Here is a 22,585-nt window from a genome sequence, read left to right on the forward strand (position 1 = left end):
AATTATTGGTAAAAAAAATTTACTTCAGCTTCAATTTCGGTCAAACTCAAATTTAGTTTCTATGGGATATGTTCCAATTTTCGTTGCACTACTAGGTCTAGTATTGCTTTACACAGTTTATACCTACAATCTAATAAAGCCAAGAAAGGCCAGGCTTACCAAGGTCATCGATGAGATGGCCAGAAATAGTGGTGTTCGTAAAAACATAGTGCTTACCTACGACAGGGAGAATGAAGGATCTAACTTGGCGGAGGTAGCCAATATGCTCAAGAAGACCTCCACCGATCGCTTTCAGAGCTACAGAAAAGAGGAAGAACTGATGTCCGCCATTGGTTCTGCGGCCTCTGGGCTTGGTGATGAAAAGTTGAGTGTCGAGCTTCTTGAAACAAACAAGACACAGGAAGAGTTGATTAAAAAACTGCAATCCGTTTCTAATGAATACAACGCTTTCATAAAAAAAGCACCCGCCAGCATGGTGGCATCAATCTTTGGATTTAGACAGTTCTAATTCATTTTTTACATAGGTGTGAATGTTTTCGAAATTACTGGGGTTGAACCATTCTGTGCATTCATTTCTTTTAAACCAAGTAAGTTGGCGCTTAGCATAGCGCCTTGAATTACGTTTTAGAAGGCGGATCGCTTCCTCTTTATCATAGCTACCTTCCAGGTACCCGAAAATCTCGGTATAGCCAACCGTCTGAAGGGCATTTAATTCCTTGAATGGTAGAAAGCCTTCCGCCTCTTTAAAAAGGCCATTAGCAATCATTACATCCATTCTTTCGTCTATTCTTCGGTATAGAATCCCCCTATCCAATTCCAGCCCAACACTTATAACCTCAAATGGTCTTTGTTTGGGAGTCCTTTTACGGAAAGAAGAAAAAGGCTTATCCGTAGACCTGATTACTTCTAATGCCCTGATTACTCTTTGCGGGTTTTTTCTATCAACAATTTCATAGTATTCAGGATCAGATTGCTTTAACTCATCGACCAGTACATCAAGTCCTTTGGTTTCTAACTCAGAATTCAAACCTTCCCTCACCCCGTTTTTCACTCGCGGCAGATCATCTAACCCTAGACATACCGCATCCACAAATAGGCCTGATCCACCCACCAGAACCACTTGACCATGATGCTGAAAAAGCTCATCGAGTTTGGCAAGTGCCTCTTTTTCATATCGTCCAACATCATAGTTATCATGGATGGAAAGTGAATTAATGCAGTGATGAGGCACCTGATTTAGTTCACTCGAGTCTGGTTTAGCCGTTCCAATTTGGAGTTCCCGATAGAACTGACGAGAATCTGCAGACACTATTTCAGTTTGCAATGCCTGCGCAAGCTTAATCCCAATAGCTGTTTTTCCAACAGCAGTAGGTCCTACAACACAAATCAAATGCTTTTTTAGCATGCTGCTCTTTAGAATGTTAGCCGTAAATATATTATAATTGACCTAACGCGCGCTGATGAAGAATACCCACGGGATAATTTTAGTTGTTGATGACAATGAGATAAACCGAAAGTATGTCAATACTGTACTAAGAGGACAAAGTAGAACTGTCCACTTAGCAGAAAATGGCTTTGAAGGTTTGAAATTGGCAAGTACAAAAAATATCGATTTGGCTCTCATTGATATTCAAATGCCTGACATGGACGGTTTCGAATGTCATAACAGAATGCGAGAAAAGATTGGCTCGAACACCCCTATCCTAGCCATTACAGCCTACTCTGACCCCGAAGACCGAGATAGGTTCATACGGTTTGGTTTCAATGATTACATGACCAAACCAGTAAAGCCGGAGGTATTAAAAAATACGGTTCAGTATTGGCTCAAGGAATCTGCAAAGATTGAGAAGAAATCACGGAGTGGTGCAGTAACTCCTGACTTCAACCTCGATACAGTTGAAGAACTTAAGCGATACGCAAGTCAAGATGAATTAATAGAATTGTACAATGAGTTCATCGAGGAAACTAACACTTTCAACCAAAAGCTTCTCTTTTTACAAAACGTAAACGATCATACTGAAATTTTGAGTATCTTGCACACCATAAAAGGTAATGCTGGGTCATTAGGTTTTACCAAGCTTTCGGAATTAGTTACTCTACTCGAAAGCGATTTAAAAAATAAAATTGATCTCTCTCTCAACGAAAGAATCGGTGAAATCGTAGACTATACCAGCGAAATTTTTAGCGAATACGCAACGCAACTGAATCTTAACCTATGAGTATTATGACTGAAGTGGACTATAAAAAAGTTCTTGTGGCTGAGGATAGTTCGGTAATTCAGAATTTACTGAAGAAAATTCTACTTTTTGAGAACTGTAAAATCACGTCTGCTAAAGATGGCAAATCAGTACTTGAAAAATTCGAATCCGAAGATTTTGACCTTATTATTATGGACATTAATCTTCCGCTTTTAGACGGCCTTTCTGCAACCAAAGAGATAAGGTCTGGCAAAACAAAAAAAGCTAACATCCCAATCATTGGTATTTCTGGAAATGCAAAGAATTTACCTGTATCCGATTTTTTTGAAGCGGGCATGAATGAATATATGCAGAAGCCGTTAGATTACGATCAGCTCATCGACCTTGTAAAGAAGTATACCGGTAATTATTAATGACAATTCGCTATACAAAGCAGTTTCTCAATAAGCTTGAAGATATTTTTGCAGAGTCTGACTATGTATTGCGTTATGAAAAGGGAAATTTCAAATCTGGCTATTGCCTTCTGAATGACACCAAAATTGCGATTGTCAACAAGTACTATACCACGGAGGGCAAGATAAATTGCCTCATCGACATCCTTAAATCCATTGAAATAGATAAAAGCGCTCTAAGTGATAAGAATGCTAACCTATTAGTCGAACTTTCTCAAACAACATTAGAACTGTGAGGGTAACCGTTCTTGGCTCCGGCACGTCCCAAGGTGTTCCTGTGATTGGTTGTAAATGTGAAGTTTGCCGCTCTTTAGACTTTCGAGACAAACGACTACGAGTTTCCATCCACATCGAAACAGAAGGTAAGAGTTTCATTATCGACTCAGGCCCGGACTTTCGTCAACAAATCTTACGAGAGAGAATAGAATCCCTTGACGCTTTAATATTTACTCACGAACATAAAGACCATACTGCAGGGATGGACGACATTCGTTCCTTTAACTTTCTTCAGAAACGAGATATACCTCTATATGGTCATCAACGTGTTTTAGATCAACTTAAGAGAGAGTTTGCCTATGTATTTGAGGAAAAGAAATATCCGGGCGTCCCTCAGGTAAAGCTCAATCCGATTGAAAACCAACCCTTCACAGTCGATAATATTGAATTTACTCCCATTGAGGTAATGCATCATCTGCTGCCTGTATTTGGTTTCAGAATAAAAGACTTTTCTTATGTCACGGATGCAAAAACCATAAGTGATGAAGAGAAAGAAAAAATTAAGGGCTCAAAAGTTCTGATCCTAGATGCACTTCAAAAAGAAGATCACTTGAGTCACCTTACACTTTCAGAAGCGCTTGCACTCATTGAAGAGCTCAATGTGGAAACTGTATTTCTAACTCATATCAGTCACAGAATGGGGCTTCATGACAAAGTTAACTCTGAATTACCTGACAACGTGAAGCTCGCTTATGATGGACTCCAAATTGAACTGTAAATTGATTTTTATTTAATCAAGCCCAGGTTCAAAATTCGGATTGCCCAATGTAGATTTTAAATCTTAGTCTGCTACGTTAAGCTTAAGCATATTTGTTCGGCCCTTATCGTGAATAGGCATACTGGCCGTAGTTATAAAAGTGTCGCCACTTTCGAGGTGTCCGTGATCTTTGAGAGTATTTTCCTGGTCCTTGAAAGTCTCATCCGTTGAGACTACTTCGTTATAGTGAAAACCCTCAACACCCCATATTAAACTCAGCTTTGTCAAGAGGTTTTCATTTGGAGTAAAAATGAAAATCTTAGCCTTCGGTCTACTGGAAGAAAGTTTAAATGCTGTGTATCCTGAGACAGTATTCCCAATAATAGCTTTAGCATCCACCCTATCACTCAACTTGCACGCTCCATAGAGAATATTATCATTCATAAACGTATCGCTATCACGCACAGGGATACCAACTTTATCATACACATTAGCCGATTCCTCAACAGAAGCAATGGTTCTTGCCATTGTTTCGACTGTCTGAAGTGGGTATTTGCCGGCAGCAGTTTCTGCTGAGAGCATCATAGCATCGGCCCCATCCATTACGGCATTTGCTACATCGTTGGTTTCAGCACGAGTTGGGCGAGGATTATTAATCATACTCTCCATCATCTGAGTAGCGATAATGACTGGCTTGGCTGCCTTATTGCACTTATCAACCATCATCTTTTGTGCCATCGGCACTTCCTCCATAACTATCTCTACACCCAGATCTCCACGAGCTACCATCAAGGCATCAGATTCAGCAATGATATCGTCAATATTTTGAAGCGCTTCTGGCTTCTCTATTTTCGAAATCACTCGTATGTCCTTACCTGACTTAGCTATACGCTTTTTCAAGTCAATAATATCTTCAGCATGCCTCACAAAGGACAGTGCGATCCAATCAACTCCTTGCGCTATTCCAAATGCTAAGTCTTCTATATCCTTTTCCGTTAAAGCTGGTGCTGAAACTTTGGTGAAAGGTAGATTAATACCTTTCCTCGATTTCAAAGAACCACCATATTTTACTTCACAGATAACATCTCCTCCATCAACGCCCTTTACCGTCAACTCAAGATTTCCATCATCAATTAAGATCATGTCGCCTATCTTGACATCGTTAGGCAAATCTTGATAAGAAGTACTCACTCTTTCCGCAGTTCCTTCGCAAGACTCGTTTGTGATAACAATCTGATCACCTGGGTTTATAAAAACCTCCCCGTTCTCAACACTTTCAACCCTGATCTTGGGTCCTTGTAAATCTTGTAGGATCGATATATGTGTACCAAGCTCTTTATTAACCTCCCTGATTCTTTCAATTACTTCAGCATGCCCTTCATGCTCTCCATGGGAGAAATTCAATCTAAATACATTTACGCCCGCCTTAGCCAGCTCTGTTAACATTTCTTTAGACCTACTTGCTGGTCCTACCGTAGCCACAATTTTGGCACGCTTATTTACTGTTTGGTGACCCATACTAGAATATCAGATTATCTCTGGATTTTAATGCTTCAATTTCCACTTTTGTGGCAAATTGCACGAAAGGTATTTCTTTGATTTTGCTTATAAAAGCATTCTCATCGAAAGTACTGGATTCGTTTTCCAAAATTATGAAGTAGTCGAAGTTCTTTAATTCTGGGATGAGAAAAGCATCGAATTGTTCTTCACTTTCTTCGGCCCTATTGCGCAATAGTCTTATAGTTCGGTACTCTCCCAAATCTATATAGTTGACTACATTAAGCTCTCTTCCCGATTTAAAGTCAATTTCAATATTCTCACATTTCGATAGGTCAAGCTTTAACTCCTTATTAATACTCCATGCCAATCGATACGGCTTTACATTGGCATTGAGTGCCAGCAAAGTAAAGTCGTAATCATATGTGACTTGTAGCTTTTTTTTAGCCATAATTATCAAAATTGACCCTATTGGAGGCCTCAGACAAGATTAAAAAATTTGTTTGACATTAACCGCAAATTGCATTTCTTTGCATCGAGTTTTAACTAAAATTTTATCCAAAATGTCAGAAATAGCATCAAAAGTTAAGAGTATCATAATAGATAAGTTAGGTGTTGAAGATTCTGAAGTTACACCTGAGGCTAGCTTCACGAATGATTTAGGCGCTGATTCTCTTGACACGGTGGAATTGATCATGGAATTCGAAAAAGAATTCAATATCTCAATTCCTGATGACCAAGCTGAGAATATTGCTACCGTTGGTGATGCAATCTCTTACCTGGAAGCAAACGCATAATAATATTTCCCTTACTATTACGACTCATATATGCAACTAAAGCGAGTTGTAGTCACTGGACTTGGCGCACTTACACCATTAGGCAACAATCTGAATGATTACTGGAATAACCTGATTAAAGGTGTAAGTGGAGCCGGCCCGATCACGAGATTTGATCCCGAAAAATTTAAGACCAAGTTTGCCTGCGAGGTAAAAAACTATGATCCTCTTGATCACTTTGATCGCAAAGAGATGAGGAAAATGGATGCTTTTACCCAGTATGCAATGATCACTTCCAAAGAAGCCATTCAAGACTCTGGTCTAGACCTTGAAAAAATTGATAGGTTGAAAGCAGGAGTTATTTGGGGTTCTGGAATTGGTGGACTAAAAACTTTTCAGGAAGAAGTCGAAGGATTCGTTCAGGGCGACAAAAACCCAAGATTTAATCCGTTTTTCATTCCGAAAATGATTTCAGACATATCTGCTGGAATGATTTCAATGAAATACGGCTTTCATGGACCTAACTTTGTAACAGTTTCGGCTTGTGCCTCTGCTACAAATGCCATGATAGATGCCATGACCTACATTAAACTGGGCAAGGCAAAAGTGATGATCACTGGTGGTTCGGAAGCATCAGTTGTTGAAGCAGGCATGGGTGGATTCAATGCCATGAGAGCATTGTCTGAAAGAAACGACTCACCCCAAACAGCATCAAGACCCTTTGACAAAGACAGAGACGGTTTTGTTTTGGGTGAAGGTTCTGGAGCGATTATTCTTGAAGAATATGAGCACGCGAAAGCAAGAGGTGCCAAAATCTACGCTGAACTTGTTGGTGGTGGAATGTCAGCTGATGCATATCATATTACTGCTCCGCATCCGGAAGGTTTAGGTGCTTATAATGTAATGCTAAATGTGCTGGAGGATGCAGAAATGCAGCCAGAAGATATAGATTACATTAACGTTCACGGCACTTCAACCCCACTGGGTGATATGAGTGAAGTAATTGCTATTGAAAGAGTTTTTGGTGAGCATGCTTACAAACTGAACATTAGCTCTACCAAATCAATGACCGGCCATCTGTTAGGTGCAGCCGGTGCAATTGAGGCAATAGCAAGTATTAAAGCCATTGAAGATCAAATCGTACCTCCAACCATCAATCACTTTACAGATGATGAAAGGTTTGACCCAAGGTTGAACTTCACATTTAACAAAGCACAAAAACGTGAAATTAGAGCTGCATTAAGCAATACTTTCGGTTTTGGTGGACACAATACATCGGTAGTTTTTAGAAAAATTGATTAATGCCTCGGTTAGGTAACCGTTTAAGATCAATTTTTAAAAGGCATTCAAAAGAAGAAAAGCGGCTTGCCGCCTCTATCAAAATGATAGTAGGTAGCAAGCCGCTTAACTTAAAGCCATACCAAATTGCTGTACAGCATACCTCTGTAGCAAAGTCTGTAAAACAAGGTTTTAAAGAGTCAAACGAACGACTTGAATATCTTGGTGATGCTGTCTTGGGAGTGGTAGTAGCCGAATATCTATTCAAAAAGTTCCCCTTCAAAGATGAAGGTTTTTTAACCGAGTTAAGATCCCGTATAGTCAGTCGAGATTCTCTAAATAATGTAGCTCGAACGATAGGTGTTCCTCAAATTGTCAGGTTCGACAAAAAGCGCAAAACTCCCAATTCACATAAATCACTTTATGGAAATGCTCTAGAGGCCCTTGTAGGAGCTATATACATTGACAGAGGCTTCCACTTTGCGAGTAATTTTATAAAGAAAAAATTACTCCAACCCCACTTCGACTTAGAAGAAATCATCAATACGACTAAGAATTATAAGAGTAAACTTATCGAGTGGTCGCAGAAGAATACTAAAACCCCTAGTTTTGACCATATAGAGACTATTGATAAAGGTCATTATAAAGAATTCATTATTCAGGTTTCTATTGATCAAGAACCAATTGCCAAGGGCCATGGTTTAAGTAAGAAGAAAGCTGAACAAGATGCTGCCCGTGAAGCTTGTATCATTCTAGAGTTAGAATAATGCGCAAATACAGAATTGCTGGAGGTACTGTCAATCAAACACCACTTGATTGGAATGGCAATATTGCCCGGCTAAGACATGTGCTTCTTGACGCCAAAGCCTCGAAAGTAGAAATTCTCTGTCTTCCTGAGCTCTCAATCACTGGCTATGGTTGTGAGGATATTTTCTTGAGCGACTGGCTTTCTGAAAAGGCCTTGACATTTATTCCAGAATTAGTCGAAGAGACAGAGGGCCTTTTGGTCACCCTCAATTTACCAATACGCCATAAAAAAAAGCTCTACAACTGCTCATTAGTAGCACATGACAAGCAGATTCTCGGGATTTATGCCAAACAGTACATGGCCTTAGATGGCGTACATTATGAGCCAAGATGGTTCAACCCATGGCCAATTGGATTGGTTGAAAGTATTGAGCTGTTTGGAAAAAAGTACCCTATTGGAGATTTGACTTTCGATTTTGAAGATTGGAAGATTGGCTTTGAGATTTGTGAGGACGCCTGGAGAGGTAGTGATCGACCTGCTTGTCGTTTGATTGATAAAGGTGTTAACCTGATTCTTAATCCAAGCGCAAGTCATTTTGCCATGCAAAAAACACTTGACAGGATCGATCTCGTTACAAAATCATCGATAGACTTCGAGTGTACGTACGTTTATGCTAACCTACTAGGCAACGAAGCGGGAAGAATGATCTATGATGGCGAGATCATTGTTGCGCAACAAGGTCACATGTACCTTAGAAATCAACTACTCTCCTTCCAGTCACATCAACTCTCCTGGGTGGATATATCCCCAGAGGAAAAAGATAAACCTCACAAAGATTTTGTTTCTCCTGTTACAGCAAAGGAAGAGGAATTCCCAAAGGCTACGGCTTTGGCTTTGTTCGACTATTTAAGAAAAAGCAGAAGCAACGGCTACACACTTTCATTAAGTGGCGGGGCAGACTCAGCCACCTGTGCCGTAATGGTCGCTGAGATGGTAAAAAGAGGGATTGAGGAGCTAGGAAAAGCTGGCTTTCTAAAAGCCATTGACAAATCGGATATGAATGAACTCAGCCAAAAAGAAATTGTAAATAAGCTTTTCAACACAGCTTATCAAGGCACGGTCAATTCTTCTGAGACAACTCTCAATGCTGCAAAGACACTGTCTGAGTCGATTGGCGCTAACTTTTATGATTGGAACATAGACAACCCCGTTCAGGCCTATACATCTACCATTGAAAGCGCATTGGGTCGTGAGTTGACTTGGGAAGATGATGACTTGGCACTGCAAAACATTCAAGCCAGGGCAAGAAGTCCTATCATCTGGATGTTAACGAACATTACCAATACTTTACTCTTAACAACATCAAACAGAAGTGAGGGTGATGTAGGTTATGCCACGATGGATGGAGATACTAGCGGAAGTCTTGCCCCTATTTCGAGTGTGGACAAGCATTTCATCCGCGAATGGTTAAAATATGCAGAAGCCGAATTGGGATATGAAGGTCTCGCACCTATTAATGCATTACCACCGACAGCTGAACTTAGACCATCTGACCAAAATCAAACAGACGAAGACGACTTGATGCCCTACCATATCATGGTAGAGATTGAAAAACTAGCCATTAGAGATCATAAGTCACCATTACAGGTTTTTGAAGAATTGAAACCAAAGGACTTAGAAAGCTCGATTCTATTAAAGGCACATATCATCAAATTCTTTCGACTCTGGAGCAGGAATCAATGGAAGAGAGAACGTCTAGCACCAGCCTTTCATCTTGACGAATTCAACGTGGACCCTAGAACCTGGTGTCGTTTTCCGATTCTTTCATCGGGCTTTCATGAGGAATTGTTGGAACTAGAATCACAGTAAAACTCACAATGCTTCAGGATTGTTCTTATTTAAATCTTGGGTATCTTAGGCTGCATCTTCAGAAAGTGACATGAGAAAAGTCGTGCTGGTTTTCGGTGGAATTTCTATCTCAATATTTCTTCTATTTGAGCTTAGCAAATGGTCATGGACTAATTCAGAGTCGCGAAGTGACATCATGATAATTGTTGTCGGTTGTCTTTTCATTTTGATAGGTTTCTTGATCAATCGGTATATGGCACATTCGCCATATACGCTCAGCCCCCAAACTGACCAGGTCCAAAGAACAAAGAAATCCAATTTGACAGAGCAGGAACTAAAGGTTCTGACATTCATGGCAGATGGATATTCCAATACTCAAATAGCCGAATCACTTTTTATATCTGAGAATACAGTCAAAACTCACATATCTCGAATTTTCGCCAAGCTTGAGGCAAAAAGAAGAACGGAGGCCGTCAAAATCGGAAGAGACCTCAAGATAATCTAGCGCCTCATCCGTGTAATACTTTAGTAGTACTTCTACAATATCATACTTTTGAGTGACGCCTTCGGAAAGATAATTTCATAGAATTGTGTTCCAACTACAACAGAACATCATGAAAAAATTAGTATTACGATATGGTATAGTAGGTGCCTGCGTATCAATTACACTTGGCCTCCTTAACTGGTTCACCGTTGCACAAAGCTTTAGTGTTGAAGCATCACAAATAACAGGCTATGCCTCCATTATCCTTTCGTTAATGTGCGTACCTCTGGGCATTAGGTATTTCAAGCATAAACTCAACAGCGGTATAGTTCCATTTAAAAAGGCTCTAAAAATAGGCACATCAATTACTTTGGTAAACGCAACTATTACATTCCTATATAGTGTTCTATTCTTCGTTTTTGCAGGAGAAGAATTCGCCAATTGGCGTACTAGTGGAATGAACGAGGAGGCTTTACAACGTATGAACCAGGCACCAGACTTTGTAATGTCACCACTGTTTCAGGGGCTAATCATGTTCTTATCGGTATTTTTCATTGGCCTGATCATTAGCCTCGTCAGTTCAGTAGCTCTATCAGGAACCAAGAAACCAATCACACGAAACTTAGCCTAATCCAATGTCCAAGAAGAAAAGTACTCGAGAGAAGTTGATGGCACGAGAAGAAAAAATTCATGTTATCACACCCGAATGGGAGCACAAGTATGGTAAAGGCAAACTTTTGGTGCCACACCCACGCGATATTGAGAACATTGTCAATACTACCAATAAAGGAGAACTTCTTACAAATGATATCATCAGAGACCTCTTGGCCAAAGAGAGGAAGGTGCAGGTAACCGACCCAATCTCGGTAGGTATATTCCTTAAAATCCTTGGTGAAGTTGCAGAAGAAGAACGCCTTGAGAAAAAAGAATCCATAACGCCTTATTGGCGGGTTCTAAAGCCCGATGGTTCGATTAACATAAAATTCCATGGTGGAGTTAAATATCAAGAGGAGCTTTTGAGAGCCGAAGGCTTTGAACTTTTGCCTCCCAAAGGTAAAAAACCTCCCAAAGTGGCTGATTTCGAGAAATTCTTAAAGACGTATGGCTAAACTAAAAGTTCATTGACCCATTCGACTGGAGGTTATATTCTAACCACACAACCCATATATGACATTGAACTTTTAGTTCAGTGTCTTACTTATCTGGCCTGTAGGAGTATCATCTTTAAGTTAGTCTCAGAATTAGATGTCGCTTTCCAATTCTTTCGTTTCAAAGAAGAGTTAAAATAGAGTTAAGCAGAAAATACGACTTTCATTTGAGAAGAGAATCCATTTAATTACCGCTCCTAATCACATTCAAATGAGGCATCTACAAAGGTCATTGGCAGTTTTGATTTTTTCAATGACTTGTTCATTCATTTCTTTCGGTCAAGAAGAAAAGGTAACTCCTAAAGATTCTTTGATCCATATAGTAAATGACTACTACAGACTGAATGTAATCGTGTTCCAATCCGACTCTTCCCCAAAGGATGTAGAAAACATTTTTGACCTTTTCACTCCTGACTTTGTTTATGTGCACCCAAAGTATGGTGGAACATATTCACGAGATGACCTTTACAATGGCTACTTGCGAAATCAGAAAAATGGTGGTTATGATGGATCGGTAACTGATATTATCATTGCAAATATGATTACTGGCTTAAATGCGGTAACTGTGACAAAACATTTTGTGAATAAGCAAGAAGATGGAAGCTCAAAAAAGGGCGAGCCTCAAATGACGCTATTCGAATTTAAGGGCGGCAAAATCTCCAAAATCTTTGAATATTGGTAAGCCAATAGTTCTGGCACAATGGAACCACGATTGAGTTCCTTAGAATTAACACACCTTTACCATACGGAATCCATTTACTTTTCGTAATTCCCATATATTTGTTGATTCCATTAAATAGTACAAAATGCTTCTACACATAGTTTGGGACCCAATGAGGGAAATCATTAAGGATATTCAACCACCTGTATGGTACAGTGTGTTGTTTGCCATGGGTTTTATTATTGGTTATCAGATTATGGTCAACATCTTCAAGAAGGAAGGTAAAGACCTATTAAATGTCGATACGCTTACTGTCCACATGGTGCTTGCGACCATTATTAGTGCCCGGTTAGGCCATTTGGTGTTCTATGAGCCCCAAAGGTTTCTGGCTGACCCATTAATGTTTTTCAGAACATGGGAAGGGGGCTTGGCAAGTCATGGCGCAGCATTTGGCATACCACTAGCACTTTACTTATACAGCAACTATTTCGTAGATGCCAGCTGGTCACCTTTCAGATTCAAATTCAGAAAGAAAAAGAGAGAAGGCCAAAGTTGGTTATGGATAATAGACCGAATTGTCATTACTGTTGCCTTGGCTGCGGTTTTCATCCGTATGGGTAACTTTGTCAACTCTGAGATTGTAGGCAAGCCTACTGAGTCAGACTATGGGGTTGTCTTTGGCCGTGTAGCCGAAGAAATGATTGAAGACGCAGGGCTCGGTATCGAAAAGGCAGAAGCCTCAAAAGGCATCTCAACAGAGAGGCCAGCACCCGGAATTGTACCTGTGGACTTAACACTCACCTTTGAAAACTCGCAATTACCTGAGCAAGATGCTCGGAGAATTGTTGAAGACAATGTTAAGAGAATACTCACAGGTTATGGAAGTGTAAGAGAGCATTATGCTCAGGGCAATGAGCCTCTCGATTACGAATTGAAGGTAATTAATCGCAAAGTTGTTGTGACTGTACATACTTGGGGGATTTCTCGACACCCCACTCAGCTCTATGAGTCAGCAACATCTTTGGTTCTTTTCTTCATTTTACTTGGTATATGGATGAAATACAAAGAAAAAACCCCTGAGGGTCTACTTTTTGGGATTTTCCTTGTTTACATTTTCTCATTGCGATGGTTCCATGAAACGTATAAGGAAAACCAAGTAGCCTTCGAAGATGAAATGACTTATAATATGGGACAAATATTGAGTATTCCTCTGCTTGCATTAGGGGTATTCATCCTTATAAGGGTCTTTATAAAGTCAAGAAAATCGGTGGGATAGGTGATTAAAGGTATTGGTTGGTGTTGTTTGTTGTGGGTTTGCATTTTAGCCAACCCTGCATTTTCTCAAACGGGTAACGTTGCAGACATCAATCCTGATTCTACTGTTCGGGTAGGCAAGATATATGTCACAGGAAATACAAAGACAAAATTAGAAATTGTCTTAAGAGAACTTGACTTTGAAGAAGGAGAGGAATTAAAGCTATCTGACTTTGCTGAAAAAGTTACCTTAGACCAACAAAAACTGACCAACACAAGGCTTTTTGTTTTTGTAGAGATAGTACCCCTCTTCATGTCTGAGAAAGAGGTAGATGTACTCATCAGGCTTCAGGAACGCTGGTACATCTTTCCCCTACCGATTTTTAAACTAGCCGATCGAAATTTTACAGAATGGTGGGTCAACCAAAACAGAGACTTTTCACGCGTCAACTATGGAGCCCAACTCATTCATACCAACCTGACTGGGCGAAATGATCGTTTTAGAGTCCGAGCGCAGTTTGGCTTTGCTAAACAGTTCTCCTTAAGTTATCAAATTCCATATATCAATTCGGAACAAACAATAGGTCTCGGATTTTCTTCGAGTTATACTACTAACAAAACTGTGGGTGTTAATTCGATTTCTCACAGGGCTCAGTTTGTAGAAAGCGACAATGTTATTAGAAGGGCCTTTAGTACAAATGGGACAATTACCCTACGCCCCTCTTTTTATACTAGACATAGCCTAAACCTGGGCTATGTGAGATCCTCCGTAGGAGATACTATTAGAGACGTTAACCCTGAGTATCACTTAAGAAATGAGAGTGTTCAAGAATACATAAGGCTATCATACACTTTTAGTCTTGACAAGAGAGACTATATAGCTTACCCATTAACCGGAAGTCTATTGACGGTTCAGTTGAGTCAATTCGGTCTAGGTAGCTTCAATGATTTTGACATGCTGACTACAAGACTTACGTATTCAAAATTCTTTGACTTGAAGGGCAAATTTTACTTTGCCAATCGCATTGATGCCTATAATAATTCCGCACAAAACATCCCATACTTCGTTAGAGCTGGCTTTGGTTATCGACCAGACTTTATTAGGGGCTATGAGAGGTTTGTTATTGAAAGCAATCAATATATCTCCAATCGAAGCTCATTGAGGTTTAAAGTTTTAGAGGGAGTCCAAGAGCTTAACCGAAGGAGCCTTATTAATCAATTCAGAACCCTACCCTACGCCTTCTATCTCAAAATCTTTATGGATGCCGGTTATGCGGGTAACCCCATTAATTCCACACAAAATAACTTCTTCAATAATGAGTGGATTGGCAGTATAGGCTTAGGCCTTGACATTGTCACCTATTATGATTTCGTCTTTAGGTTAGAGTATAGCATCAATAGAGAGGGAACTAAGGGACTCTTCTTCAATTTCAAATCAGCACTATAACTTTATTTTTAATATCATTAATCACTATTCATAGTTGATTTTATTATATTGATATGTGCGCAGACTATCAATCATTTTGATTTGCTGTGTCACTTTAAATCTTACATCATGGAGTCAGCTGGCCGGAACACCCCCAAATGGGGCTGTATCAATAGGTTTAGGTGGCATATCATCCATAGACCACAAAGAATGGTCTATTTTCAATAATCCTGCAGGCCTCAGCAATGTTGGTCAAGTTTCTGGCATAATCGGATACCAAACTACTCTTAGCTTCCTACCATTCAATTCGGTCATGGCTGGGGTCAGTTCTCCCCTTAAGTCAAGTGTTCTTGGTTTTGGCATCTCTAAGTTTGGTGATGAAATCTTCAATACTCAAATGGCTTATATGGGTTTTGCCCATAAAGTCGGAAATACTAAGGCGGGAATTAAAACCAACATTCTCCAACTTCAAATTGATGGCTTTGGGAAGCAATCGGTATTCATTTCAGAGATTGGTGTGCTTGCCAACTTAAGTCCAGAGTTCACCTTAGGAACCTACATTTATAATTTCACACAATCGAGTATTTCTACAGATATACAGGAGAAAGTACCTGTGATCATAAGACTATCGATTGACTATCATCCAAGCGACCAATTAAACATCTATTCTGAAATAGAGAAGGATGTGGTTTTAGATCCCGATCTCAGATTTGGTTTGGCTTATAAGTTAGTGGAGCGGCTCATTGTGAGGACTGGAATATCCACATCGGTAAAAAGGCATTCATTCGGAGCTAGTCTAATTTCAAATCGATTTACAATTGACTATGGCGTCAGGTCGGGACGAGAAACAGGAGTCTTGCATAGTTTTGGACTCAAGTACCTATTCAAACGATGAGACGGTCGGTGCTTTTAATCATTTCTCTCCTATTGCTCATAATCACAGACCGAGCACATGCTCAAGGGAGGAAGCCTATTGACTTACAATCATTTGTCGAGAAGTGGTTGAACGATCAGGAAGTAGGGTCAAACTATCAAGAACTCTATGAGCGATTAATTCTTGCCTATGAAAACCCCATCGACATTAACCGAGCTGAAAAAGAAGAACTCATCAATCTTGGCCTGCTGTCAATATCCCAAGTTCAAAACCTACTTCAGTATCGCCAAGAGGTTGAAAGGCTCAACACACTCTATGAACTCCAATACGTTGATGGCTTCGATAAACAAACGATCAATAACATTCTCCCATTTATTACCCTCTCTACAAGAAGTTTAAATGCCTCGCCACTCCTAAAAAGGATATTGTCGGAAAGAAACAACTACCTGATACTCCGCTATGAGAGGGTGTTAGAAAAAAAGGAAGGCTATACCATTGATGATGAGACCCAGACACACTATTTCGGCTCTCCTAACAAAGCTTACCTCCGATATCGGGTTTCTAAACCTGGGGATTTTAGCATTGGGCTTACCGCTGAGAAAGATGCAGGTGAGAGATTTATCTGGAAACCCAAATCTGGCAATTACGGAATGGACTTTTGGTCCGTTCACCTAATGATCCAGAACAAAGGGAGATTAAAAAAAGGCATAATAGGTGATTACCAGCTCCAATTTGGACAAGGCTTAATCTTTGGTTCGGGTTTCTCTGTAGGCAAGGGTTCCGAAACAGTTAACACACTAGAAAGGGCAAACATTGGCATTTCACCCTATACCTCAGTAGTTGAGGGTGGTTTTTTGCGAGGTTTAGCCACTACTTATGCTATAACCTCCAAGTTATCTTCCACTGTTTTTGTCTCAAGCCTTAATCAGGATGCAAACATTAGGTTGACTAATGAGGAAACAGCAAGCTATTTTTCTTCTTTCCAACTCACAGGGTTTCACAGGACTCAAGCGGAAATAGAAAATCGACATCGTGTGAATGAAAAGACATACGGACTAGCGTTGAATTACAAGCCAAGTGAAAAGAGGAAAATTGGCTTTATCGCAGCCCTCAATAGTTTTAGCGTTCCGATACAAAGAAGCGATCAGGCTTACAACATGTTTGAGTTCTCTGGTAATCAAAATTTCAACATCGGAGTATACGGTAACACTTATTGGGAAAGATTTAATTTTTTTGGCGAATTGGCCATTTCAAAAAGTATGGGAACTGGTAGTATTCTAGGCTTCAGTACGTACTTAACAAAAAGGATAGATTTCGGTCTGATTGTCAGGAATTACGATAAGAATTTCCATTCAATTCGAGGGTCTTCCTTTTCAGAAAACAGTCGAAACATCAATGAAAGTGGTGTCTATTGGGGCATCAAATACAAACTAAATCGCAAATTCGACTTATCAGCTTATTATGACTCCTTTCGATTCCATTGGCTCAAGTTCAGAGTCGACAAGCCATCTCAAGGGAGTGATTTCCTTTTACGTTTCAACTATGGGGCCAATTCAAACACCAAAGTGTACCTTCAGCTACGAGGTAAAAGCAAAGAAGAAAACACAACCCTGGCGAATGAAGGTAAAGTGGTTGGTAATGGAAAAAAGCTACAGTATATAATTAATACTCAATACCAAGCATCCAGTGCCATAACCCTTCAAACAAGAGTTCAGTATAGCAGTTTTTCTATTGAAGGCGAGCACACTGAAGGCTATGCTATAATGCAAGATGTCAACTTTAAGATCGAGGCACTCACATTTAGCAGCCGAATTGCAATATTCGACACAGAAGGTCTTCAAAATCGCCAATATGCGTATGAAAGAGATGTTTTATACGCCTTTTCCATCCCTGGGTACAGTGGCCAAGGTGTTAGAAGCTATCTCTTATTCAGCTATCGTCTAAATCGCAAGTTCGATATATGGACTCGGTTCGCTAGAACGACTTTTTACGATCGGAATGAAATTGGCACGGGACTTGAAACTATTGGAGGAAATAAAAGAACTGAAGTTAAATTTCAAATCAGGTATAAGATCAGGTAATCCCTCCATTCAAAAATTATCATTTGTTGGGGACTTCAAACTTTGATATTTTCCTGCCTAGATTAAAAAATGATCATTATGAATATAAGACGAACAGTGTTTCAAGCATTTTTCCTTGTTGGTACTACAGCAATGTTACTGGCTCAGGGAAAGGCAAACCGAAGTGACAATGAGCGATGGCAGCAGCGTGTGAACTATTACATGGAAATTGACATGGACGTTGAGACCAATCGCTATCAAGGAGTTCAAAAGTTAGAATACACCAATAACTCTCCTGATGACCTAAAAATGGTTTTCTACCACCTCTATTTTAATGCCTTCCAACCAGGAAGTATGATGGATGTTAGATCTCGTACCATTCAGGACCCCGATCGCAGAGTGGGTGACAGAATATCAAAACTATCTGATGATCAGATTGGCTATCAGAAGATATTCTCTCTGAAAATGAATGGAAAGGACGTTGACCATGAAGTGGTCGGCACTATTCTAGAGGTAAAGCTTGATGATCCTATTAAATCAGGGCAGACAGTCACCTTTGATATGACTTTTGAAGCACAAGTTCCTGTACAGATCAGAAGAACCGGAAGAGATAATGCGGAAGGCGTGCGTTATTCGATGGCTCAATGGTTTCCTAAAATGGCTGAGTATGACTACCAAGGGTGGCATGCAGACGAGTACATAGGCCGTGAATTTTACGGTGTATGGGGAGACTTTGAAGTAAAGCTTTCAATAGACAAAGACTATGTAGTGGGCGGTACAGGTTACCTTCAAAATCCACTTGAAATTGGACATGGCTATGAGAACTCTGGCGACAGGGTGAACCAAAAAGTTGTTGATGGCAAGCTCACATGGCACTTCATTGCGCCAGACGTGCATGACTTTATGTGGGCAGCTGACCCAGACTACCTTCATAATAAACTCACTATGAAGAATGGTACTGTATTGCATTTTCTACACCAAGAAGGTCAGAACAGTGCTAACTGGGAGAAACTAAGACCTTTGACAGAAATGTCATTTGAGTACGCAAACAAATATTTCGGTCAATACCCTTACAAACAATTCTCAGTGATTCAAGGAGGTGATGGTGGTATGGAATACCCTATGTCTACATTGATCACTGGTAACAGAGGTAGTCTGTTAGGGGTAACCATTCACGAGTCCATGCATGATTGGTATCATGGGGTATTGGGAAGTAATGAAGCATTACACCCTTGGATGGACGAGGGGTTCACTTCCTATGCATCCTCTAGAATCTCTCAGCATATTTCACGTACTAATAAAGGCGAAGCTGCGCCTGAAACCACATTGGAGAATATTGGTTCTAGATCCGGTCAAGGTGGCTACTTAAGAGCGGCTACAAGCGGACGTGAAGAGGCAATGAGTACACACTCTGACCATTATGAGCTTAATGGCATCTACGGTGCTCAGGCCTATGGTAAGGGAGCTGTATGGATGAGTCAAATGGGCTATGTCATTGGTGAAGAAGCAAGAGATAAAGGTTTATTAGAATATTTTAATCGGTGGAAATTCAAGCACCCTAACCCAAATGATGTGCTTCGAGTGATGGAAGATGTATCTGGTTTAGAGCTGGATTGGTACAATGAATACTTTGTTTATACCACCAAACAAATCGACTATGCTGTGAAAGATGTCGTTGGTGAGGGTCAAAAAACGAAAGTAAGTCTAGAAAGAGTCAAGAAGATGCCAATGCCTGTTGATGTGGTGGTTACCTACACTGACGGAACCAAAGAGGTGCACTATATGGCATTGAGAATGATGCGTGGCGAAAAGCCTGCAGAAACTTCGGATAAGCGTATTGTACACGAAGACTGGCCTTGGACACATCCATCTTATGAATTAACGGTGGATAGACCTATTTCTGAGATAGCTTCTGTTGTAATCGATCCATCTGGAAGAATGGCAGATACCAACAAGGATAATAACAAATGGGAGGCTACTGCCATTGAGAAGAAAAGATAAGTTTATAGAACTCATATAAAAAGGGCCTCGAAATATCGAGGCCCTTTTTATTTTGATTTGAAATCTCCGCAATCTACCCTAATATCAGTAGTCTGAAGATTCTTTTTCAAAAAAGAACACATATGGCTATTTTCCTTATCACCATGATAGAAACTACAATTAAAACACATCCGTTGAACAGGAATAAGCCCTTCTTCATTTAGTCTATCTAAAAGTTCGAAAAGCCCCTTGAATAGATTTGTCTTTTTTTCAGTTCCCAGTTTAGATAATGCCTTGTGAAAATCACCTTGATAACTTTCAATAGTATTTGCCAGTTGTACTCCCCTAGTTGTCAGGTGTAATGAAAAACTTCTCTTGTCATTAATTTCCGATACCTTTCTCAATAGATTTTTGTCCACTAAAACTCTAACTGAATCACTAATTGTAGCCTTTGTCATCTGAAATTCCTTTGCGAGTTGGCTCACCTTGCTCAAAGCAGAAGAATGATTTTTTATAAAGAGAATTAATTGAACCTGTATTGGGCTCAAACCGTGTGGTTGAGCTTGGGACCAGAGTAATTGGCGGTAAAAATCTGACAGCTTGGATAAAACCAAGCTAATTTTAAACTCAGTTTCAGACTCTGAAGCTTTGTTATCATCAATAATATCCATACTCATCTTATAAAATAGTCTCGGGCATTTTTAGCCAAATTCCTTTCTAAGGATCACCTACTAAGATCAGAAAAGTTTGGTCAATCTAAACCTTGTTCAAGCTATAATACCTCTAGCAGTCACAAGTAAAATCAATTATGTGACTATACTCTGACATTACTTGGCCCTCCAAGCTAACAATTGAATCTATATTGATAAACTGCCCACTTACCAACTCTATAACTCTGTTATTCAGTGTTTTAATCAAACTTGATTCTGTATGAAATTCATGAATTTCGTTGAAATACTGAATTTTGACATACTTCCTTTGATCAATTAACTCATTTATAAGGTTGAGTTTATCGGAATGATTCTCAATTATCTCCGTTCTATGCATCTCGGCAACCTTCCATCTCCAAAATAAAGTACCCCTTATTTAAAATAGATGTTTCCATTTCATTTGTGGCCATCTCAATGTGACAAAAACGACACTCTTTCGAGCTTAAAACTTGCCCTTCTTCATTTTTGGTTTGCAAGTATTCTTTCCCATACTCGATCACATGTTCGATAGACTCACCTTCTTGGGTTATTATATCAAAATGCATAACGCGACCATTTTTCCTAGTCACGTAAGTATCAAAAACTGCTGCTTTCATTTCAATTAAATTTTACGTTAAAATGTCTTTCCCCGGAGTAATTTTTCTTTCCCATAACCCAATGTCCATCTTGGTCAATCAACTCGAGTGAGATTGAATGGACTCCCTCTGTAATACCATATATAAAGTATGGCGTCCATTTCTCTAAGATGAATTCCTCTCCATCAATTAGAGCTCGAATCTTAACCCCATCTTTTAACTCAGTACCTACTAAGAAAAAATCTAGAAGTATTGGGCTCTTGTCACTATCTAAATTGTAACTCCCTTTTGGACGACTGTAATAAACCCCTTTAGTATCTATTTGCTTTGAATTTTGTGCTTCAGTGCCTATTGTCAGTTCCTTGATCACATATGAGTGATCCGTTTTTACACTTTCGTGATAGGACCTAGACAAAAAAGCTAGAAAGGTATGACTTCCTTCAGGCAACTGTAGTTCAAATCCAGTCTCATACTTGGCCATGTAGGGTTCATCATCCAACAAAACATGAATGTGCTGACCAGCACCTGAATTGGCCAACAACTCTGAACGTTTAGATAACGTTTTTTCTCCCAGTTCAAAATTCGAGACGCGGAAATTCAAGTGTAACTCTTTAAGGTTCAATGAATCCAATGAGCTCAATAATTCCAATTCTCCATTCGAAACCATTGACCTTTCCTGTGCAATCACCTCGATTTTAGGAGCACCTGCTAAAGACTGGCAACCTTGAAGAAACAAGGCCACCAGTATGTATATGAATAAAAGTGCTATACTTTTCACCTCACTTTATTTTGAGACACTATAAGGCAAACTAAGATTGCCTGAAGCCACTGAGTACACTTCATAAACACCAAGCATAGGTCTCTGTGCGTCTGAGGTGTTCACCTGCATATAGGCAGTGACTCCGTCAAACTTAAAATCTGTCCTATTATTGATCCTATAAAGTGGTACTACAACTCTAATAGTATTCCCTTTAGTAATAACTGGGTAGCCTGGAGAATCCATGTACATCGGCATTCCAGGGTTGGTTGGAGGTAGTTTCACAGATTTGTCATTGGCGTCAAATTGTTTTACAGCCAAGCCTCCTGCTACGCGTTTATCTTCTGTTAGAATCACCCAATGTGGATGCCAAATAATTCCATCATTGTCAAAGACGGCATCAGAGTTCTCATCCCATAAAGGAGTATCGTCAAAATCTGGATGTGAAGTTAGTGCTAGTGCTACAATACCGGCTGTCTCATTAAAGCCAACATCCCTGGCATTCAAGGTTGTGGGAAAAACATATCCTAATACCGGTGCACCATCCAAACTTCCGTGTACTTCAGACACCGTCTTTCCTGCTACACCGTTGACCTGTATCTCAAGGACAATGCTTGCGATTTCGGCATTATACTGTGCATTTACCTCCTTTATCTTGAAATCTGGAGTTGTTTTAAAATTGTCCTGATGTTGTAGTTGAGTTTGTCCCCAAATCAATTGTGGGCAAAAGATTGCAATCAAGAATGCAATTAAGGTTTGATTTTTCATTTTCATTTTTAGTTAGGATTACTTACTAATTATCAAACTATGATTTATTTAGTTTGGTTCCCTAACTATTTAAAAAACTTCTTCTGACCCCATATTGATGAAATAGAGCACATATCAT

General features: G+C 39.7%; 26 protein-coding genes. 18 read left to right on the plus strand and 8 right to left on the minus strand.

The window, feature by feature from the left end; translation table 11 throughout:
• Window positions 1-61 precede the first annotated feature (61 nt).
• Window positions 62-508: a hypothetical protein gene (locus tag J4E76_RS06020; protein ID WP_208502111.1), complete on the plus strand. Its 447-nt coding sequence runs from the start codon at window positions 62-64 to the stop codon at window positions 506-508.
• Here J4E76_RS06020 and miaA read toward each other — a convergent pair.
• Complete coding sequence (miaA, locus tag J4E76_RS06025; protein WP_208502113.1) at window positions 482-1,405, minus strand: tRNA (adenosine(37)-N6)-dimethylallyltransferase MiaA; 924 nt, start codon at window positions 1,403-1,405, stop codon at window positions 482-484. The genes J4E76_RS06020 and miaA overlap by 27 nt on opposite strands.
• A 55-nt stretch (window positions 1,406-1,460) precedes the next feature.
• Here miaA and J4E76_RS06030 point away from each other — a divergent pair, with 55 nt between their 5' ends.
• Genes J4E76_RS06030 through J4E76_RS06045 form a run of 4 tightly spaced genes read left to right on the plus strand, consistent with a single transcriptional unit; the run spans window position 1,461 to window position 3,644 of the window.
• The gene (locus J4E76_RS06030) at window positions 1,461-2,219 is read left to right on the plus strand and encodes a response regulator (protein ID WP_208502115.1); all 759 of its coding nucleotides are present in this window, start codon (window positions 1,461-1,463) and stop codon (window positions 2,217-2,219) included.
• Window positions 2,220-2,224: 5 nt separating this feature from the next.
• Window positions 2,225-2,611 (plus strand): response regulator, encoded by a 387-nt coding sequence (locus J4E76_RS06035; RefSeq protein ID WP_208502740.1) that lies wholly within the window; start codon window positions 2,225-2,227, stop codon window positions 2,609-2,611.
• Window positions 2,611-2,886: a hypothetical protein gene (locus tag J4E76_RS06040; RefSeq protein ID WP_208502117.1), complete on the plus strand. Its 276-nt coding sequence runs from the start codon at window positions 2,611-2,613 to the stop codon at window positions 2,884-2,886. Before J4E76_RS06035 ends, J4E76_RS06040 begins: the two co-directional genes overlap by 1 nt.
• The gene (locus tag J4E76_RS06045) at window positions 2,883-3,644 is read left to right on the plus strand and encodes an MBL fold metallo-hydrolase (RefSeq protein WP_208502119.1); all 762 of its coding nucleotides are present in this window, start codon (window positions 2,883-2,885) and stop codon (window positions 3,642-3,644) included. Before J4E76_RS06040 ends, J4E76_RS06045 begins: the two co-directional genes overlap by 4 nt.
• Before the next feature lie 63 nt (window positions 3,645-3,707).
• On the opposite strand, the gene pyk is transcribed toward J4E76_RS06045, so the two are convergent.
• Together pyk and J4E76_RS06055 are read right to left on the minus strand one after the other, a co-directional pair.
• Window positions 3,708-5,141 carry a pyruvate kinase gene (gene pyk / locus J4E76_RS06050; RefSeq protein WP_208502121.1) on the minus strand — a complete coding sequence of 478 codons (1,434 nt, stop codon included), beginning with the start codon at window positions 5,139-5,141 and terminating at the stop codon, window positions 3,708-3,710.
• A 1-nt stretch (window position 5,142) separates the two neighbouring features.
• The gene (locus tag J4E76_RS06055; protein WP_208502122.1) at window positions 5,143-5,571 is read right to left on the minus strand and encodes an IPExxxVDY family protein; all 429 of its coding nucleotides are present in this window, start codon (window positions 5,569-5,571) and stop codon (window positions 5,143-5,145) included.
• A gap of 112 nt (window positions 5,572-5,683) precedes the next feature.
• Here J4E76_RS06055 and J4E76_RS06060 point away from each other — a divergent pair, with 112 nt between their 5' ends.
• Genes J4E76_RS06060 through nadE form a run of 4 tightly spaced genes read left to right on the plus strand, consistent with a single transcriptional unit; the run spans window position 5,684 to window position 9,791 of the window.
• Window positions 5,684-5,917 (plus strand): acyl carrier protein, encoded by a 234-nt coding sequence (locus J4E76_RS06060; RefSeq protein ID WP_069840789.1) that lies wholly within the window; start codon window positions 5,684-5,686, stop codon window positions 5,915-5,917.
• A gap of 30 nt (window positions 5,918-5,947) precedes the next feature.
• Entirely contained in the window at window positions 5,948-7,198 is a 1,251-nt protein-coding gene (gene fabF / locus J4E76_RS06065; protein ID WP_208502124.1) for a beta-ketoacyl-ACP synthase II, read from the plus strand.
• Window positions 7,198-7,941 (plus strand): ribonuclease III, encoded by a 744-nt coding sequence (gene rnc, locus J4E76_RS06070; protein WP_236017281.1) that lies wholly within the window; start codon window positions 7,198-7,200, stop codon window positions 7,939-7,941. The genes fabF and rnc overlap by 1 nt, the downstream gene beginning before the upstream one ends.
• A complete protein-coding gene (gene nadE / locus J4E76_RS06075) occupies window positions 7,941-9,791 on the plus strand; it encodes an NAD(+) synthase (RefSeq protein ID WP_208502126.1) in 1,851 nt (616 codons plus the stop codon). Before rnc ends, nadE begins: the two co-directional genes overlap by 1 nt.
• A gap of 45 nt (window positions 9,792-9,836) precedes the next feature.
• Here the strand turns inward: nadE and J4E76_RS06080 are convergent, their stop codons facing one another.
• The gene (locus J4E76_RS06080) at window positions 9,837-9,995 is read right to left on the minus strand and encodes a hypothetical protein (RefSeq protein WP_208502128.1); all 159 of its coding nucleotides are present in this window, start codon (window positions 9,993-9,995) and stop codon (window positions 9,837-9,839) included.
• 28 nt (window positions 9,996-10,023) lie between these two features.
• Between J4E76_RS06080 and J4E76_RS06085 the strand changes: the two genes are divergently transcribed.
• From J4E76_RS06085 to J4E76_RS06125, 9 genes are all read left to right on the plus strand, one after another.
• Window positions 10,024-10,275, plus strand: a complete 252-nt coding sequence (locus J4E76_RS06085) for a response regulator transcription factor (RefSeq protein WP_208502130.1) — start codon at window positions 10,024-10,026, stop codon at window positions 10,273-10,275.
• Window positions 10,276-10,384: 109 nt separating this feature from the next.
• Window positions 10,385-10,885 carry a DUF4199 domain-containing protein gene (locus J4E76_RS06090; protein ID WP_208502132.1) on the plus strand — a complete coding sequence of 167 codons (501 nt, stop codon included), beginning with the start codon at window positions 10,385-10,387 and terminating at the stop codon, window positions 10,883-10,885.
• Window positions 10,886-10,889: 4 nt separating this feature from the next.
• The gene (locus tag J4E76_RS06095) at window positions 10,890-11,363 is read left to right on the plus strand and encodes an MGMT family protein (RefSeq protein WP_208502134.1); all 474 of its coding nucleotides are present in this window, start codon (window positions 10,890-10,892) and stop codon (window positions 11,361-11,363) included.
• 250 nt (window positions 11,364-11,613) lie between these two features.
• The gene (locus J4E76_RS06100; protein ID WP_208502136.1) at window positions 11,614-12,084 is read left to right on the plus strand and encodes a nuclear transport factor 2 family protein; all 471 of its coding nucleotides are present in this window, start codon (window positions 11,614-11,616) and stop codon (window positions 12,082-12,084) included.
• 124 nt (window positions 12,085-12,208) lie between these two features.
• Window positions 12,209-13,339 carry a prolipoprotein diacylglyceryl transferase gene (locus tag J4E76_RS06105; RefSeq protein ID WP_208502138.1) on the plus strand — a complete coding sequence of 377 codons (1,131 nt, stop codon included), beginning with the start codon at window positions 12,209-12,211 and terminating at the stop codon, window positions 13,337-13,339.
• Entirely contained in the window at window positions 13,340-14,764 is a 1,425-nt protein-coding gene (locus J4E76_RS06110) for a BamA/TamA family outer membrane protein (RefSeq protein WP_208502140.1), read from the plus strand.
• A gap of 55 nt (window positions 14,765-14,819) precedes the next feature.
• Window positions 14,820-15,638: a hypothetical protein gene (locus J4E76_RS06115; protein WP_208502143.1), complete on the plus strand. Its 819-nt coding sequence runs from the start codon at window positions 14,820-14,822 to the stop codon at window positions 15,636-15,638.
• Window positions 15,635-17,698 (plus strand): helix-hairpin-helix domain-containing protein, encoded by a 2,064-nt coding sequence (locus J4E76_RS06120; protein ID WP_208502145.1) that lies wholly within the window; start codon window positions 15,635-15,637, stop codon window positions 17,696-17,698. The genes J4E76_RS06115 and J4E76_RS06120 overlap by 4 nt, the downstream gene beginning before the upstream one ends.
• Window positions 17,699-17,776: 78 nt before the next feature.
• Complete coding sequence (locus tag J4E76_RS06125; RefSeq protein WP_236017282.1) at window positions 17,777-19,678, plus strand: M1 family metallopeptidase; 1,902 nt, start codon at window positions 17,777-17,779, stop codon at window positions 19,676-19,678.
• 47 nt (window positions 19,679-19,725) lie between these two features.
• Here J4E76_RS06125 and J4E76_RS06130 read toward each other — a convergent pair whose 3' ends face one another.
• From J4E76_RS06130 to J4E76_RS06145, 4 genes are all read right to left on the minus strand, one after another.
• The gene (locus J4E76_RS06130; protein WP_208502147.1) at window positions 19,726-20,328 is read right to left on the minus strand and encodes a MarR family winged helix-turn-helix transcriptional regulator; all 603 of its coding nucleotides are present in this window, start codon (window positions 20,326-20,328) and stop codon (window positions 19,726-19,728) included.
• A gap of 368 nt (window positions 20,329-20,696) precedes the next feature.
• Window positions 20,697-20,963, minus strand: a complete 267-nt coding sequence (locus J4E76_RS06135) for a DUF2024 family protein (protein WP_208502148.1) — start codon at window positions 20,961-20,963, stop codon at window positions 20,697-20,699.
• Between the two features lies 1 nt (window position 20,964).
• Window positions 20,965-21,720, minus strand: coding sequence for a phosphopeptide-binding protein (locus tag J4E76_RS06140; protein ID WP_208502150.1), 756 nt, complete (start codon window positions 21,718-21,720; stop codon window positions 20,965-20,967).
• 6 nt (window positions 21,721-21,726) lie between these two features.
• Window positions 21,727-22,467: a hypothetical protein gene (locus tag J4E76_RS06145; protein WP_236017283.1), complete on the minus strand. Its 741-nt coding sequence runs from the start codon at window positions 22,465-22,467 to the stop codon at window positions 21,727-21,729.
• Window positions 22,468-22,585: the final 118 nt, after the last annotated feature.

It is taken from the genome of Roseivirga sp. E12 (assembly GCF_017592825.1).
In the GTDB taxonomy this organism is placed as follows: Bacteria; Bacteroidota; Bacteroidia; order Cytophagales; family Cyclobacteriaceae; genus Roseivirga.

Bases quoted from the DNA above. Each gene is read 5' to 3' on its own strand.
- J4E76_RS06020 (WP_208502111.1), top strand. From the start codon at position 62: ATGGGATATGTTCCAATTTTCGTTGCACTACTAGGTCTAGTATTGCTT.
- miaA (WP_208502113.1), bottom strand. From the start codon at position 1,405: ATGCTAAAAAAGCATTTGATTTGTGTTGTAGGACCTACTGCTGTTGGA.
- J4E76_RS06030 (WP_208502115.1), top strand. From the start codon at position 1,461: ATGAAGAATACCCACGGGATAATTTTAGTTGTTGATGACAATGAGATA.
- J4E76_RS06035 (WP_208502740.1), top strand. From the start codon at position 2,225: ATGACTGAAGTGGACTATAAAAAAGTTCTTGTGGCTGAGGATAGTTCG.
- J4E76_RS06040 (WP_208502117.1), top strand. From the start codon at position 2,611: ATGACAATTCGCTATACAAAGCAGTTTCTCAATAAGCTTGAAGATATT.
- pyk (WP_208502121.1), bottom strand. From the start codon at position 5,141: ATGGGTCACCAAACAGTAAATAAGCGTGCCAAAATTGTGGCTACGGTA.
- J4E76_RS06055 (WP_208502122.1), bottom strand. From the start codon at position 5,571: ATGGCTAAAAAAAAGCTACAAGTCACATATGATTACGACTTTACTTTG.
- J4E76_RS06060 (WP_069840789.1), top strand. From the start codon at position 5,684: ATGTCAGAAATAGCATCAAAAGTTAAGAGTATCATAATAGATAAGTTA.
- fabF (WP_208502124.1), top strand. From the start codon at position 5,948: ATGCAACTAAAGCGAGTTGTAGTCACTGGACTTGGCGCACTTACACCA.
- rnc (WP_236017281.1), top strand. From the start codon at position 7,198: ATGCCTCGGTTAGGTAACCGTTTAAGATCAATTTTTAAAAGGCATTCA.
- nadE (WP_208502126.1), top strand. From the start codon at position 7,941: ATGCGCAAATACAGAATTGCTGGAGGTACTGTCAATCAAACACCACTT.
- J4E76_RS06080 (WP_208502128.1), bottom strand. From the start codon at position 9,995: ATGAAAAGACAACCGACAACAATTATCATGATGTCACTTCGCGACTCT.
- J4E76_RS06085 (WP_208502130.1), top strand. From the start codon at position 10,024: ATGGCACATTCGCCATATACGCTCAGCCCCCAAACTGACCAGGTCCAA.
- J4E76_RS06090 (WP_208502132.1), top strand. From the start codon at position 10,385: ATGAAAAAATTAGTATTACGATATGGTATAGTAGGTGCCTGCGTATCA.
- J4E76_RS06095 (WP_208502134.1), top strand. From the start codon at position 10,890: ATGTCCAAGAAGAAAAGTACTCGAGAGAAGTTGATGGCACGAGAAGAA.
- J4E76_RS06100 (WP_208502136.1), top strand. From the start codon at position 11,614: ATGAGGCATCTACAAAGGTCATTGGCAGTTTTGATTTTTTCAATGACT.
- J4E76_RS06105 (WP_208502138.1), top strand. From the start codon at position 12,209: ATGCTTCTACACATAGTTTGGGACCCAATGAGGGAAATCATTAAGGAT.
- J4E76_RS06120 (WP_208502145.1), top strand. From the start codon at position 15,635: ATGAGACGGTCGGTGCTTTTAATCATTTCTCTCCTATTGCTCATAATC.
- J4E76_RS06125 (WP_236017282.1), top strand. From the start codon at position 17,777: ATGAATATAAGACGAACAGTGTTTCAAGCATTTTTCCTTGTTGGTACT.
- J4E76_RS06130 (WP_208502147.1), bottom strand. From the start codon at position 20,328: ATGGATATTATTGATGATAACAAAGCTTCAGAGTCTGAAACTGAGTTT.
- J4E76_RS06135 (WP_208502148.1), bottom strand. From the start codon at position 20,963: ATGAAAGCAGCAGTTTTTGATACTTACGTGACTAGGAAAAATGGTCGC.
- J4E76_RS06145 (WP_236017283.1), bottom strand. From the start codon at position 22,467: ATGAAAAATCAAACCTTAATTGCATTCTTGATTGCAATCTTTTGCCCA.